Origin of the sequence: Megasphaera jansseni, assembly GCF_047974155.1 — a bacterium.
Classification (GTDB): domain Bacteria; phylum Bacillota; class Negativicutes; order Veillonellales; family Megasphaeraceae; genus Megasphaera.
In genome coordinates, this window is the sequence record NZ_JBHYRR010000008.1 from 31,961 (window position 1) to 47,151 (window position 15,191).

Annotated in this window: 15 protein-coding genes; 4 read left to right on the forward strand and 11 right to left on the reverse strand. The window is 45.2% G+C overall.

The window, feature by feature from the left end; all coding sequences use genetic code 11:
* Positions 1 to 38 precede the first annotated feature (38 nt).
* The 4 genes from ACE418_RS04540 to ACE418_RS04555 form a co-directional block, all read right to left on the reverse strand.
* Entirely contained in the window at positions 39 to 1,397 is a 1,359-nt protein-coding gene (locus ACE418_RS04540) for an MFS transporter (RefSeq protein WP_416449500.1), read from the reverse strand.
* 1,149 nt (positions 1,398 to 2,546) lie between these two features.
* On the reverse strand, positions 2,547 to 2,876 hold the full coding sequence (locus ACE418_RS04545) for a thioredoxin family protein (RefSeq protein WP_416449501.1): 330 nt from the start codon (positions 2,874 to 2,876) through the stop codon (positions 2,547 to 2,549).
* Positions 2,877 to 2,919: 43 nt separating this feature from the next.
* On the reverse strand, positions 2,920 to 3,186 hold the full coding sequence (locus ACE418_RS04550) for a TIGR03905 family TSCPD domain-containing protein (RefSeq protein ID WP_416449502.1): 267 nt from the start codon (positions 3,184 to 3,186) through the stop codon (positions 2,920 to 2,922).
* Positions 3,187 to 3,199: 13 nt separating this feature from the next.
* A complete protein-coding gene (locus ACE418_RS04555) occupies positions 3,200 to 3,391 on the reverse strand; it encodes a thioredoxin family protein (RefSeq protein WP_416449561.1) in 192 nt (63 codons plus the stop codon).
* A 164-nt stretch (positions 3,392 to 3,555) separates the two neighbouring features.
* Between ACE418_RS04555 and ACE418_RS04560 the strand changes: the two genes are divergently transcribed.
* Positions 3,556 to 3,888, forward strand: a complete 333-nt coding sequence (locus ACE418_RS04560) for a winged helix-turn-helix transcriptional regulator (RefSeq protein WP_416449503.1) — start codon at positions 3,556 to 3,558, stop codon at positions 3,886 to 3,888.
* Positions 3,889 to 3,929: 41 nt separating this feature from the next.
* Positions 3,930 to 4,838 (forward strand): LysR family transcriptional regulator, encoded by a 909-nt coding sequence (locus ACE418_RS04565; RefSeq protein WP_416449504.1) that lies wholly within the window; start codon positions 3,930 to 3,932, stop codon positions 4,836 to 4,838.
* 119 nt (positions 4,839 to 4,957) lie between these two features.
* On the opposite strand, the gene ACE418_RS04570 is transcribed toward ACE418_RS04565, so the two are convergent.
* The 3 genes from ACE418_RS04570 to ACE418_RS04580 form a co-directional block, all read right to left on the reverse strand.
* Complete coding sequence (locus ACE418_RS04570; protein WP_416449505.1) at positions 4,958 to 6,637, reverse strand: N-6 DNA methylase; 1,680 nt, start codon at positions 6,635 to 6,637, stop codon at positions 4,958 to 4,960.
* A gap of 12 nt (positions 6,638 to 6,649) precedes the next feature.
* Positions 6,650 to 7,063, reverse strand: a complete 414-nt coding sequence (locus ACE418_RS04575) for a hypothetical protein (protein ID WP_416449506.1) — start codon at positions 7,061 to 7,063, stop codon at positions 6,650 to 6,652.
* A gap of 881 nt (positions 7,064 to 7,944) precedes the next feature.
* Positions 7,945 to 9,573: a malolactic enzyme gene (locus ACE418_RS04580; RefSeq protein ID WP_416449507.1), complete on the reverse strand. Its 1,629-nt coding sequence runs from the start codon at positions 9,571 to 9,573 to the stop codon at positions 7,945 to 7,947.
* A gap of 112 nt (positions 9,574 to 9,685) precedes the next feature.
* Here ACE418_RS04580 and ACE418_RS04585 point away from each other — a divergent pair, with 112 nt between their 5' ends.
* Positions 9,686 to 10,549 carry a LysR family transcriptional regulator gene (locus ACE418_RS04585; protein ID WP_416449508.1) on the forward strand — a complete coding sequence of 288 codons (864 nt, stop codon included), beginning with the start codon at positions 9,686 to 9,688 and terminating at the stop codon, positions 10,547 to 10,549.
* On the opposite strand, the gene ACE418_RS04590 is transcribed toward ACE418_RS04585, so the two are convergent.
* The gene (locus ACE418_RS04590) at positions 10,544 to 11,449 is read right to left on the reverse strand and encodes a LysR family transcriptional regulator (RefSeq protein ID WP_416449509.1); all 906 of its coding nucleotides are present in this window, start codon (positions 11,447 to 11,449) and stop codon (positions 10,544 to 10,546) included. The two genes, ACE418_RS04585 and ACE418_RS04590, sit on opposite strands and share 6 nt — an antisense overlap.
* Before the next feature lie 154 nt (positions 11,450 to 11,603).
* Here ACE418_RS04590 and ACE418_RS04595 point away from each other — a divergent pair, with 154 nt between their 5' ends.
* Positions 11,604 to 12,416 (forward strand): DAPG hydrolase family protein, encoded by an 813-nt coding sequence (locus ACE418_RS04595; RefSeq protein WP_416449510.1) that lies wholly within the window; start codon positions 11,604 to 11,606, stop codon positions 12,414 to 12,416.
* 28 nt (positions 12,417 to 12,444) lie between these two features.
* On the opposite strand, the gene ACE418_RS04600 is transcribed toward ACE418_RS04595, so the two are convergent.
* The 3 genes from ACE418_RS04600 to ACE418_RS04610 form a co-directional block, all read right to left on the reverse strand.
* The gene (locus tag ACE418_RS04600; RefSeq protein ID WP_416449511.1) at positions 12,445 to 13,659 is read right to left on the reverse strand and encodes an RtcB family protein; all 1,215 of its coding nucleotides are present in this window, start codon (positions 13,657 to 13,659) and stop codon (positions 12,445 to 12,447) included.
* A gap of 81 nt (positions 13,660 to 13,740) precedes the next feature.
* Entirely contained in the window at positions 13,741 to 13,935 is a 195-nt protein-coding gene (locus ACE418_RS04605; protein WP_416449512.1) for a hypothetical protein, read from the reverse strand.
* 754 nt (positions 13,936 to 14,689) lie between these two features.
* The gene (locus tag ACE418_RS04610; RefSeq protein ID WP_416449513.1) at positions 14,690 to 15,112 is read right to left on the reverse strand and encodes a hypothetical protein; all 423 of its coding nucleotides are present in this window, start codon (positions 15,110 to 15,112) and stop codon (positions 14,690 to 14,692) included.
* Between the last annotated feature and the right edge of the window lie 79 nt (positions 15,113 to 15,191).

Here is a 15,191-nt window from a genome sequence, read left to right on the forward strand (position 1 = left end):
TTGCGAACCACTAACCACTAAACACGAGCCACGAATCACTACTTACTCCGCGCAGCAGACGGGATAATACCGATGGCACAGAGAATCGTAAAGACGATGAACGCCTGCTGGATATGCTGGGCCAGCCAGACCGATGTCGCAGTGGCGCCGCTTTGCGATAAAATCAGGGTGATAATGGCCACACTGAGGACCTGACCGATGAGGCGGACCGTACTGACTACGGACGAAGCCGCCCCATAATATTTTGGGGTAACCGAACCCATGATGGCGTTGTTATTGGGAGCCGTGAACAGGGCAAAGCCGATGCCGATAATGACCAGGGCCATAGCGATGAGCCAGAAAAAGGGATAGGATACATTCACGGCTAAGAGGGAGAGTCCGACCGTAATCAAAATCATCCCTGAAGATGCCAGGACGGCCGGGTTGATACGATCCGACAGGGAACCCGTGACAGGGGATAAGAGGGCCATCAATATGGGCTGAATCAGTAAGACCATCCCCGTATCGCGGGCATTGAGTCCGGTAATGCGCTGTAAATAAATAGACAAGAGGAAGCTGATACCGAAGGTCGCACAATAATTCAGCATGGCAGCCAGACTGGAACAAGAAAAGACGCGATTGCCGGCGAAGATACGAACCGGCAGGACTGGACTTTTTCGATGCCATTCGCCATACAAGAATACCAGGAATAAAAGGATTCCTGCTGCTAAGATGTATTTGGCCAAAGGATGACTCGTTATTTCTGATAAGCCTACCATAATGGCAATCATAGCCAGAGCATATAACAGGCTGCCCGGTAAATCCAGACTGCCTTTTGCATTGACGATCCATTCTTCCTTCGTCATATTGCTGGCTGCAATCAGCCAGGCCAGGGCACAGATAAAGGCAATGAAGTAAAAAATCGTTTTCCAGCCCAAGTAATAGGTAAAAAAGCCACCCAGTACTGGTCCAAACGATAACCCGCAATACACGGCGGCAATCGTAAATCCCATGGCCCGTCCACGGCGTTCCGGCGGTGTTACTAAAGATACGATGGCCATACTGGTCGCAAAAATACTGGCACTGCCCAGACCTTGCAAGATGCGAAGTACAAACAGCCCATAGAGCGAAGTAACAAAATAAACGGCCAGTGACGAAACACAGAACAAGGATACGCCGAATAAAAAGATGTGGCGTTTGCCAATCCGGTCTGCAATCTTACTGATAGGCATGATGGTCACTGTTGAAGAAATCAGGAACAATTCGATGACCCAGCTGAGCTGGGCATCCGTCGCGCCATAGGCAGTACCAATCCCAGGCAGGGCCGTAGTCAGGGCGCTGCTGGTAAAAGGATTGATAAAAGATACCATCATGACGACGGCTAAAATCATATTTTCATAAGATAAAAATCGCTGCATGGCGAATAACCCTCCATAACATAATTAAGTAATAGATAAATGTTATTATACTGCCAGAGAAAATCATTCGCAAGAAGTAAATTTTTGAACTACTTTGACAGAGATAACTTGCTTATTAAAAAAAGTTGATTAACTCAACTATCAGGCCGATACCAATTCGAAAAAAACAGTATATCCGTAGTCATAATGTGTTATTCAGCCCGAGTAACCATAGATAATAGATTATGACAAGAGATCCAACAGATCTAGTCATTCCAGCGATTTAAATGACATCAAGATGCCAGGTCTGACTTTTAGTTCCCGAAGCCATTTAATAAGCCCGGTATTCGATTCCAGTCAGCCCATGATACGCTTAGCCATCGGTATTCAGTACATATAATAAGGAAATAATATGGAATGACCCAAGCGGCTATTAAAATTTTTGTTTGCCATGGTGACAGGGAGCCGGAAAAAGAAAAATAAAAAAGAAATTAGATGAAAAATACTTGCATAAGGCGTTTTGATGATGAGCGGTATAACGGGGTAGAAAGAAACACGCTATTACTTCCGATAACGTTAAATTATCGGCAGTAATAAAATGGGAGATTCTGGGAGCATCTGTAAAGCTTTATGAATGGCTTTATTAAGCCAATTATTAGATATCATGTTGTATTGTTAATATTCTTCAAATCTTGTCAAATCCCCTAAATTTTCATTTCAAAGTGGGAATTTTTGTGGGAAGTTCTTATAGGATGTTTTATTGGTCCAAGCTACTAAATTTTTATTTCAATGTGAGATGTTTTATAGGAAATTTTGATAATAGCATAATAGAAAAAATACCGCCGTAAATTAACTACGGCGGTATTTTAATTATGTATACTAAATCTACAGGCTCTAGCCACGGTACATTTCTTCTTCAACTCGTTCTCCAGCTCATCTTTCTTTTTACTGTGATCTTCGTCATCCCACCATGCCTGATAACGACCGTGAGTATCTTCAACTGCTTTTTCTAGGAACCAATTAATTTTTCCTGATACCTCAGTCTGGCGTTTCTGCTGGATAGTCTCTGTAGGTAGCGGATAGTAATTTTTTTCTAGCTGGACAGATAAATAGCCTGACCGCTAATCTTGTCAGTAGTCAGGCTGTTTTATCTCGTCTCATATACTATTATTATTGATTCTGCATCATAGACAAATATCGTTCTGTTCTCTTCAGAAATTCTTCCAGACTAAAATACCCGGCTGCCTTTAAAGCACATTTTCCATCGATATACAGGCATACTGCAGGGGTAGAAAAGATACCGCGCTGAGCAGACAGATTGGGGTATTCTTCTACTGAAATATAACGCATAGGCACTTCAGGATGCTGTTTTCCCCATGCGTTCAGTTTAGCTGCAACCGCTGCACAAGGTGCACAGGTAATGATTCCAAACTGTATGATCATGACTCTGTTTTCATGAACCAATTCTTCAATGTTTTCGTTTTTTGCAAGGTAGCGCATACCATCACCCTTTTCTTGTATTCAACGGCCCTATAGAAACTACTTATGCATTTTTGCCGACATCTGCCAGTGCTTTTTCAACGCCTCTTGCAAGCTGATCGGCACAGGACGTCGTTCTTATACCGCACTTATTTCCCTTGAGGAGATCAACGGCTCTCTGTGCGGAAGTACCTTCCAGAAGCTTTCCAATTGCAGCGGTATTACCGGGACATCCGCCGACAAAATGTACATGATACAGTTTTCCATCTTCTATGCTAAAATCAATTTCTTTTGAACAAATCCCCTGTGTTTTAACTTTGTAATTTTCCATCTTAAAAGCCTCCTTAAAGCATTTTCTGTATTTTTTTCTCCAGCACACTTTCTGGAGTTACGCCGATAACCTGATCCTTTTCGGCCATTCTGTCCACAACCGGACTCATTACTTTACATGGTCCGCACCAGTCCGCATAAAAATCAATCAGTACCCGCTTATCACTGTGAACTACTATCTCTTTAAAATTGTCTTGTAAAAGTATATTTCATGATTTTCTTCCCTTCTGGACTTGTGTTTTTCTTGGGACAAGCTTATTATAGTGTAGTACGGAAAACTTATCAAGTACGCAGTTTTTATTTATGTAGTCAGAAAAAACGGAGTATTGTCCGCTTTTTCTCACCACGATAAAAACAGAAAGGAGCTATTATGAAGACAGCAGATCCCTGCGCCTCAATCGGAGGACCTGGATGCGGACTAAAAAAAGTCCTGGATATTATCGGAGGAAAATGGAAAATTCTGATTCTGTGTTTGATGAACGAGAAGCATAAGATGCGTTATGGAGAAATCCGGCGCTCCGTTGTCGGCATTACGAATACCATGCTGGCTCAGTCGCTTAAAGAGATGGAAAAAGACGGGCTGGTTGACCGGCATCAATATAATGAAATGCCCGTAAGGGTAGAATACTCGCTCACCCCCAAAGCGCTAAGCCTGGTACCAATCCTAGTGGAACTGAAGGACTGGGGAATGAAAAACCTGTAACATATGTACAGCCCTATTCTATGATTCCGGAGGTACTTGCCATGGAAATACGAAACCTGAATACTTTTCTACGGGTCGCATCCCTGCAAAATTTCACCAAGGCTGCCAAAGAACTGGGTTATTCCCAATCCAATGTAAGCGCCCAGATTAAACAGCTGGAAGAGGAGCTGGCCCATCCGCTTTTTGACAGGATTGGTAAAAATATATTTCTTACCGCCTATGGCGAAGCACTGATTCCCTATGCACGGCAAATCATTTCGACGGCACTGGAAATGGAAACATTCATGAAATCAGAAGAAAATATAGACGGCACCATTCGTGTGGGTATGACCGATTCCTTGTCCGAACTCCTGCTGGATAATGCCCTGATTGCTTATCATCATCGCTTCCCTCATGTCCATATCGAGTTATGCATCGATTCCACCTCGTCTTTGTTGGACAAATTGAGCCATGGCCAGCTGGATACAGCCTGTCTCATCGGCAATGCCCTGCCGGATACGAGCTGGAATATCTGGAAATCCCGGGTGGTTCCTATTGTCATCGTAACCAATCCTAAGCATCCGCTGGCCCAAAAAGAAACGCTCTCTGATTCCGATTTGGAAGGGCAGGAATTCATCATGATGGAAGAAACGGCACCGTACACCCAACTATTCCGTAATTTTTTAGCAGAAAAGCAGGTGGAATGTCATTTCTTCCTGCAGATGCAGAGTGCCGACACTGCCCGCCGTCTCGTAGAACGGGAACCTTTTATCTCGGTCCTGCCCATATATACCGTCCAGTCCTCAATCAAGGCCGGACATTTATGTCAACTGTCTGTGCCCGGATGGTCTGAAGTCCAATATCTGCAAATGGTCTTAATCCATAGTAAGACCATGACCCCACAAATCAATGGATTCTTGGAAGAATTCGACAAGACCTTAGGAGAAATCCTGATGGCCCGTATGTCCTGAATCGTATGGTATATAATACCTGAACCCCTGTTTATACGACTGTCATGATAAAAAATGGATGCCCCTGTATTTTACAGGAGGCATCCATTTTTTGTGCTTGTATCTTTCTATGATTCTCATTATTCCACTAAATCTTGAATTTCTTTTTGAATCTTCTTCAGTTTATTTTCTGCTTCTATCCGTTTCTGTTGGAGCTTTTGGTACTGTTCTGCGATTTCTTTTTGTCGTTCCTCAGCCATGACTGGGATGCGGACCTTCTTCAAATTCTGAATGGAGAGACTCTGTACCTGCCCCCCTTTGGACCAGTATGAAAGTTCCTGTATTCCCAGTTTGCTTTGCAGATATAACAGCAGATATACTGGTTCAATAGCTGTGTGACGGCAGCGCAGGATATATATATTTTCTGTAGCCAGTATTTTTTGTGAACCCACGTTTTCGGCAATGGCTGATTTGAAAGGCATCAGTTTGGATAGCAGAACATCGCCAGATTGGATACAAGATTTCTCACCGCCACGAGGTAAGGCTTTCAGATACGGTAAATCCTGACGGATGGTTCCATTTTCCATATCTTGGACACGAAAATATTGATAGGCTGTCGCCTCGTCGCTAATAAAGTCTTGAAATATTTCCGATTTTGTCACATATCCCCGTATAATCGTACACAGATTATTCAACGTTTCTGCCCCTTTGAGACGTTCATCGAACTCTGTCAAGTATTGCTTGGGATCGAGGATATATTGGTTCCCGGCCAATTGCATCCTTGACAAGGTACAGCTTTTATTCGTATCTTTATCGACACACTCCATAATTTGTTGAACGTTTTCACTGGTCAGCACGGATTTTCGGCATATCTGTTCAAAAAAAGCCGTTGCATCCACCATATGTACCTTTTCATTCCCGTTACTCAACACAACCATGTATGAAGCCGTATGTCCCGGCATCAATCGTTCTGGCAAGGCAATAATCGTTTCAATCCAGCCTTGTTGAAGGAATTTCTGTCGCATATGTCGGTCAAGATTCTTGCTGATACTGGTTCCTTCCATGAGCAGTACGACCCGGCCTTGTGGTGCATATAGTGTTTTAGCTACCGCTGCGAATACCCATTCTCCTGTTACATTCCGCTTTTCATTGAAGAACAGAGGGCTTAGTTCCGGATAAGATTGAACCCAGGTTTCCAAATCCCCATAACGGCATCGCTTAGGAATATGACAAAATACTTTATTGACTGGTGAATGGGCCCGTAATACCATGGCATCAAATACATCGCCGAACACCGCGGTCACCGGTTCACGCGTCAGAGTTGCCTGAATCGCAGCCCCGATGTGCAATTTTTTATCCTTTTCGATAGCAATACAAGAAATTTTCGGGTACTGGCGGCAAGCAGCCAAAGAAAATGACCCAAGTCCTGAACAAAGGTCGGCTATGGTGTCCCCGGGCTGTATGTGTAATAGCTGCATAGCCAATGCTGCCAAGCTTGTTGGTATGTCTGTTTTCGCCGTGGATACTCCTCGAGATACGGATAATGACTGAATAATACGCTGTAATTCTTCATCACTGATGGTTGCTGCCGTTTCAAAAATCAAATCCATATGACTTTGAACTATCTGGTTCAAAAATGCCCGGACAGGTTTATCCCAGGAATCAGATTCCAATAAAGAAGTCAGTTTATCAATGGACTGGTCACACTGGCGAAGCCAATAGACGAGGGCAAAAAATGCCAGCTCGTCTACGCTGTCCACTTTCTTATTCATGTTCTGGGCCAACGATTTTGTGACCCGTCGATAGATTTTTGATTGCATACGCGCCTCTTTCTACCGATACCAGCCTGATACGCCCTGTAAAGGCTTGATATCAGCACTGTAAATAGTCATCTTTTCGAAGATGGGCCGAACCAGTTCGCGGACCTGCGCCCATTCTTCCGGAACCCCTATATGGGCATTGAAATCCAGAAACAAATCCGGTTTCAGTTTCTGGTACATTTTTCGATATTCCGGTACTGCCTTAAATGTTTGTGGGCAAAAGGCCATGGCTGCATTCAGCAGCATATCGGGATCATTCGGCTTTTCAGGGACCATAGTCTTGACCTTGATGGCTCTGCCTCTGAAGCCTGTCGCCGGTTCTAGCCACATACGACTAGAAGTACCCTGCCACAGTTCCATCATAATTTCTTTAACACCGTCATAAGTCGCATGACCAAACATATAAGCTTTTTCATATCCCGCCATATTAAGAACCTCCTTAGGGTAACTATATGAAGTGGTATGTTGCAATCAATATTTTGATTACAAACACATTATATCATTTATAATAAACTTTGTAAAATGGTTATACATAACTATTTTTATTGGTTTTAAAATACAGAGATATGTTTTCACCAATCCCCCAATATCTTCGATAGGTAAAACGTAATGTCAAACAGAACGATTATAGTCATCTGAAACCCTTACAGGCCCAAACCGTAAAAATCAAGGTGCTTCGTCCAGGCCTTGTGTAATCTAGCTTTAGAAATTGTCGAAGCAGCATATATAACTAAAACAGATTGTAAAATATACCCCCCACTTCAGATGAAGTGGGGGCCTTGCGTTTCGTCCCCTTACGGGGATTATGGTTCTTATCAGCACCCCTTACGGATGGCATAACTACGCCATGAATTTTACGGTTTGCGGGGCGGATTTTATTTTTCTGATTTTTTCTTAGTTTTCTGTGAAAAATTCTATCAAAAAATCGCAAAACCAGCAATTTCATCACAACGGGGCAGAATGGTTAAAATTTCTAATAAGTTGTTTATATTATACCATATTTTTTAAAATAGTGCAGAGAATTCCCCCCTACCACCGTTCTTATGCCAGCTTCTGTCTTCCATTCGCTACGATAGCTTTATTACTTATATATACTGACCGTTTGGGCTTCGCTCCTGATGATAGAATTTCATGTCATTACTTCATTTCTTTATCCCTCGTCGTCAATATAGTTTATGGTTCAACTATATTGGCGACGAGGCACCTTACTCATAAAAGAATATTGTAATAGCTATTACAATATTCCGTTTCTGCCCTTTGCGGGAATTAATTTTTGTAATAGCGTCCCTTATAAAGCTTGATTTTTCCTATAAATAAATTGCTTCCCACTTGTTCGCTTTTACCAGGATGCGGGGATCCTGGAAGGATTGCTGGTTCAAGTTTTCTTTTCGGGCTTCCTGGGCCACTGCAGCTGCTACTATTTCGGAGAAATCCCGCAGCTGGGAAACGGGCGGCAGGACGGCAGCACCTCTCCGGGCCGGATTCACCAGGCCTACCAGAGAATGGGCGGCAGCGGAAATCATTCCATCAGTCAGGAGACGGGCCTTGCTGGCAATGACGCCCAGCCCCAGCCCCGGATAAATCAGAGCATTATTGGCCTGGCCGATATCGTAGGAAACTCCCTTGTATGCTACTGAATCCGAAGGGATTCCCGTAGCCACCAGGGCCCGTCCTTCCGTCCAGCGGATCAGGTCAGCGGCTTTGGCTTCTGCCAGTTCCGTAGGATTGCTCAGGGGGAAAATCATGGGCCGGCTGCAATGGGATGCCATATCTTTGACAATGGATTCTGTAAAAGCACCTGCGCAGGTGGACGTCCCCACTAAAATGGTCGGATGGATGGCAGCCACAACTTTGGCCAGGGTAGTCAAATCTTCTCCCGGAGCAAATTCATCCCGCCGGCGGGCGAACAACCGCTGTTCTGGAGTCAGATTGGGCATATCCGCAAACAGCAGCCCCTGTTTGTCCACTAGATAGAACCGCTGCCGGGCTTCCTGAAGGGAAAGTCCTTGTTCCACCATTTCCCCACAGATTCGTTTTACAATACCACATCCTGCAGTCCCGGCCCCGAAACACAGGTATTTCTGGTCACAGAGCTTTTCTCCAGAAATAGCCAGACCTCCCAGGATGCCGGCCAGGGTAATAATGCCAGTGCCTTCAATATCATCATTGAACACCGGATACCGTTCTTTGTATCTGTCCAGCAGGCAGGCCGCATGATCCCGGCCAAAATCCTCAAAGTGGAGATACAGTCCTGGGAAAAGTCTTTCAGCCGTTTCCACGAACCGGTCCACAAATGCCAGATATCGCTTCCCTTTCACCCGGTTATGATGCTCCCCGAGGTATAAGGAATCTTCCAGCAGGCTCTGCCGATTGGTTCCGGCATCCAATACCACCGGCAGTACCTGGGAAGGATTGATGCCGGCTGCCGCCGTATAAACCATCAATTTGCCTGTGGAAATGCTGACCCCGTTAGCGCCCCAGTCCCCGATACCCAGGATGGCTTCCCCGTCGGTGACCACAATCAGCCGGATCGTCCGGTCCCCGGCTCCGTTTATCAGGGCCTGTTCCATCTGTTCCTGCCGGTCGATGGACAGAAATACGGCATTCTGCGGAGTGACGAAAAATTCACTGTAATTCCGGATGCTTTCTGCAATCCCCGGGTCGTACACAATGGGCATGAATTCTTTTACATGCTGCTGGAACAAGGCGTAAAACAGGGTCCGGTTCCGACTGAACAGGTTCATAAGATAATGGCGTTTGGCGCTGACCGTTTCCCTGGATTGGACGTTGCCGTAGGCCTGTGCCATCTGTTCTTCCAGTGTCTGAATAGCCGGAGGCAGGATGCCTTCCAGTCCGTATTGTTTCCGTTCTTCTTCCGTAAATGCTGAGCCTTTATTCAAAAATGGATCATTCATCAATTCGTAACCTTTTTTCATGGGTATCTCACCTTTCTTTTTCCTGATACTCTTGTTATACTCTATTTAGATAACTTTGTGAAATACCAATGTGTTAGTTCAACTAACTAAAAGTTATAGGAAGGTGAAATCCATGCGTTTAACTCTTATCCCCACCTTTGCCGCCGTCTGCCGGCGGGGCTCCTTTTCCCGGGCAGCCGAAAAACTGCATATCTCTCAGCCTGCGGTTTCCAAGGCCATCAAAGAACTAGAACAGGACTGCGGGGTGGCCCTGTTTGCACGGCAGCACAGTACCATCTCACTGACCCCGGAAGGACGGAAACTCTGGGAAGGCTGTCAGCGCTGGCTGAAGGAAAGCGAAGAGCTGGAAAAATTAGGAACCTCTTTGAAAACTGGCTGTCAGATTCTGCGGATTGGCGTGGTCCCCATGTGCGGCAACACCATTTTTCTCCAGCTCCATAGCAGATTTTTAGAAACTCATCCCAATGTCCAGATCCGCACCGTGGAAGACACTGCGAGCGTGCTATACGACCTGCTGGACCGGCAGGAGCTGGACCTGATTCTCTGTGTCACCAATCATCTGCCTCTGGCACCATACCACTGCAAGGTCATTAAAAAGAGCCGTCTAGAACTGTTTACCACCCCAGATAATCCCCTGGCCCAGAAAGCTTCCATCACGTTCCCGGAATTAGCCGGCGTACCCCTAGTGATGTTTCCCGATGGATTCGGCCAGACCCGGTATATCCGCAAGCTTTTTGCCCAGGCCCAGACGATTCCCCAGATTCTTCATCAGACCAGCCAGGTCTTCACTATCCTGTCTTACATTCGTTCCGGAGCTGCCGTCGGCTTCCTTTCCCAAGAATTTGCCCAGACAGAAAAAGATCTGGTTGCCGTTCCCGTTGAAGGGATGCCGGCAGCCAGCATCAATCTGGTATGGCTCCAGGATACCCGAACCCATCCGGGTATCAAAGAATTCGTAAGAGCAGTTTCCTTATAGTCTTTTATTTCCGTCTTTCACCATTTCCAACAGCCGGGGTAAGGAAGGATTCATATTGGTTTCATTCCACTCCGCCACAATCGTAAGCGGATGCTGTATATCCGTCAGCGGCAGGTTTTTCACGTGCTTGCCAAAAAGGGAAAGCTGTGACACATAGTCCCCTACAAGGCCTATGCCCTGGTTGGATGATGCCAGGAAAAAAATGGTTTCCACATCCGGAATGAAAAGAAATTTTCCACGGTGGGTATTATCCGGAAACAGAGAGTGATAAACCTGCTGATGCTCATCGATTTTCTCATTATCCTGGGTCTCCAAGATAAACAGATCTTCGTCATCGAGGTCTGCACGGGTAAGGGTATCCCTCCAGGCAAGAGGATGGTTGCGGGATACTACCGCGGTAAGTTTCGCAGTGGAAAGGTCCCAAGTGCGGAGTTCCTGAAAACAGTCTGTATCGAATTTTATGTTAATGGCAAAATCTATTTTTCCGGTAACGAGTGCCTCATGAATAGCACCTGCCGTAAGGCGGAGAAACCGAAGGGAAATATTGGGATAATGTCGGTTGAATTTATCGAGCACATCTACGAAATCCACGGCAGCATAATCCTTGACGATGCCAATAGTAAGAAATCCGGTAATACCGGTAGTGAGATTATGACAACGCTCTTCTGCCTCCTGAAGCTCGTGGAGGATACTTCGGACGGAAGGAAGAAAGGCCTTCCCTTCCGGCGTAAGCTCAACATGCCGATGATTCCTTTTGAAGAGTACCAGATTCAATTCCTTTTCAAGCGCCTGTATCTGCTGGGTAACAGCCGTTTGTGATACATACAGTTTCCTGGCGGCTTTCGTGAAATTCAGCGTGCCTGCAACGGCGGCAAAATACTGTAACTGACGGATGTTCATGCTGCGCCTCCTTTGAAGTTCAGTATACAAGGGAAAGCAACAAAAATCAATCAGTAATAAGCATTGGTTATAAATAGGAGCAATATACTTATTAGATTTCCATAAAATCAGCAGTTATAATATGTATATCCAATGAAAAAGGAGGAACATCCACATGAATAGAATTTTGAAACGCGGTGACAAGGTATCGGTTACGAAGGAAGAAATGAACCTTCCTTATTTCAAATATTTTCTAAAACCCATGGCCCCGGTTCCTCAGGAAAAGCTAGACCTTTTGAACCAAGAACCCCAGATTCATGTCATTCCTTTTGAAGAAAGAAACAAATTTCTCTCCGGCGAAGACGAAGCAGAGGGATATGTTCAAGTCGGATTCGGCATTTGTGAAGATGGTACCGGTTTTTCCGCCAATGCTACTTATATGCCCAACGTCACCAGTGAAATGATGGACTGGTGGTTCCCATGGCACAGCGTTGGCAGCGACCTCCGGTATAAAATCTGGGACCCGAAGGCTCACTATTTTGCCCAGGCGGATAACGTAGCCTATGTGTGCGATCCTAAGGTTCCGGTATACCAGAAAACCTGGGGTGTGGAACACTATATTCTGGAAGATGCCGGCATGGGACCGGAAGCACTTCATCTCTGCTTTATGAGGCCTAAGGATTTCGGCTATGACGAATCTCTCATCCGAACCCCTCAATGTGCCTCTCTGGTATGCGGTATCGACAAGAGCCAGATTGCGGCCGCTATGACACATAAATGGTATGCCTATAAAAAGGGGATTATGTTCTGTTCCCGCTTCTGGATTGGCTACGGAGAAGTGGACGGCCGCATTGTAAAAACCCTACCGGAAGGTCAGCAAATTCCCTTGGCAGCGGTTAAAGGGCTGTTCCGTCACAACATTGAAGAATTCACCAACCTTGCTGCCATCCTGCCATCTCTGTACCAAGAAAATAAAGACAATTTCTGATTGCTTGGAATTCGCATTTTCAGCTGGCTTAGAAATGCTTTTCCTCAGCAGCCTTAAAATTGTAAACGGGCTTCATCACATCGATAACGTCTACGGTGTCACCGATGACATCTAAAATATCGTTCAGAGATTTGTAGGCCATGGGTGCCTCGTCGATAGTGCCTTCGTTGACCGATGTGGTATACACTCCCGCCATTTCTTTCTGGTATTCTTGGAGGGACAGTTTCTGGATGGCCTGGGTACGGGACATAATGCGGCCAGCTCCGTGCGGAGCCGAATAATTCCACTCAACATTTCCCTTGCCGATTGCCAGGATACTTCCGTCACGCATGTTAATGGGGATGAGAACCTTTTCCCCCTTATGGGCCGCAATGGCCCCTTTTCGTAAAATCATCTCCTCTACGTCAATGTAGTTGTGGATGGTATGAAAGGCTTCGCCAGGCTGAAGGCCAGCGCTTTCCAGGAGCGCCTTGGCAATCTGTTCCCGGTTCAATCTGGCAAACTGCTGGCAAATGGCTACATCATGCAGATACTGCTCCAGGTACTTGCCGGAAACAAAGCAAAGATCAGCCGGTATCTTTTTCCGGAATTGCTCAACTTTCGCCTGCTTGATGGCCTGCTGGATTTCTTTTTGCCGTCCTGACGCTTTGTATTCCTCTATAATATGATGAATCCGTTCTTCCAGTGTTTCCCCATGAGCATTCAGTTCAATGGCGATATGCTGATAAATTTCCGCTACCTGTTTGCCAAGGTTCCGGCTCCCTGTATGAATGACGAGATAATGCTGCCCATCATGGGTTTCATCGACTTCGATAAAATGATTTCCGCCACCCAGAGTGCCGATACTGCAGGCAATCCAGGACAATTTTTTCAACTTATCATAACAGTACAGCTGTTGCAAATCGAAATCAGCCTGTTGCTCAGGCCAGACATTCATCCCAGAAGGCACAATGTGAGCTGCTTCATCCAGTCTGGCGAAATCAATCGGCTGGTTCCCCAGATTAATCGTATACATACCACATCCAATATCCACACCGACGATGTTCGGTACAGCCTTGTCTGTAATCGTCATGGTTGTACCAATCGTACAGGCTTTCCCAGCGTGGACATCCGGCATAATCCGTACTCTGCTTCCTTTTGTCAGCTCATAACTGCACATGCGGCGAATCTGTTCTTTCGCCTTTTCGTCGATTGTCTTGGCATAAGAGATTGCCGTTGTAACCGTTCCTTCAATCCGTTCCATTGTCCATTCACCTGCGTTTCTATGTTACACAATTTTCTTTATTATAACATATTCCAATTTTTCTCAACAAAGAATATCCGCCTAAGCAACATCAGCTTCAATAACTTTTTGAGTAGAAACAAAATGAATCCATTCTAACATCTCTCTATACTTGACTAAAAGATATTTTTTTCCAGTATAATACCAAAAGCCGGTATGGAACATTCTTTCCCATGTTCCATACCGGCTTTTTTTCATGCAATCTTCTGTTTTACAATCCGCCACGATGACTTTCACAGCCTGCTACATCAAGGTAATAACAACTTGCTCCGAATCTTCACTCGCTAGCTAATTTATCTGAATGTGATATAAATTTCCGTCCCCTTGCGGGGATTATGGTTCTTATCCGAGGAATACAGATCCTGGCAAACGCCGTATCGTGGTGAGTTTCCGTCCCCTTGCGGGGATTATGGTTCTTATCTTAGAACTGCGTTTCTTCAAGACTACGGACGATGTGTCCCAGTTTCCGTCCCCTTGCGGGGATTATGGTTCTTATCTGGTGCAGAGGTTGCCTTCTGCTTGTGTTCGGTTGTCAGTTTCCGTCCCCTTGCGGGGATTATGGTTCTTATCGGCACCCCTTACGGATGGCATAACTACGCCATGGATTTTGCAGTTTGCGGGGCGGATTTTATTTTTCTGATTTTTTCTTGATTTTTCGTGAAAATTTCTCTCAAAAAATCACAAAACCCGCAATTTCATCACAACGGGGCAGAATGTGTAAAATCACTAAGCAGTTGCCTATATTATACCATGTTTAAAAAAAACAGTACAGGGATTTTCCGCTGTCGCTTTTTCTTATGCCATTTCCTGTTTTCCAGCCGCTGCGATGTCTTTGACGGTCTGCTCATATGGATTCATACTTGCTGGCCCCGGTCATATTATTCTCTATAGTGACCTCATTGCCAAAAAAGACCTGCTCTCAAGCAGGTCCTTTTATACGAATTCTCAGCTTATCTATACTAATGATTTGGGTGTTTGTTTGACCTCACGTTTATACAACATAATCGAACAACTTAATTTCCGTAATCTTTCCGTTACGCGTTGTGAATACCAACCATTTTCCTTCTTCATGATAAGAAATATACCCGCGGTCATTTTTCCAGGGTTCTCCGTAGGTCTGTTCAATAGCCGCTGCATCTGTCCCTACGGTCAGTCCAGCCGGCGTAGTCAAACCATTATTGGCCGTTGAGAAGATACCGGTCACGGCATTGGTATTGGCATCAAAAAAGATGTAAAACGAGGACCCATAGGCATAGCTATAACTATATCCGCCTTCCGCATTGGGGACTTTATCCGAAATCTGCGTCGGCGCCCCATAGATAGATTGTACATAATCCGCAGAGGAGCCAATGGTGATGCCGCCAATTGCAAATTCCGAATCAGGAATGGCAGCGAAAGAAGTAGAAACCGACATAACTAATAATGATACTAAAGTGAGTATAGCACGTTTCATATGAAATCCCCTCGCAAAATATATTCGCACGCTGTCAAAG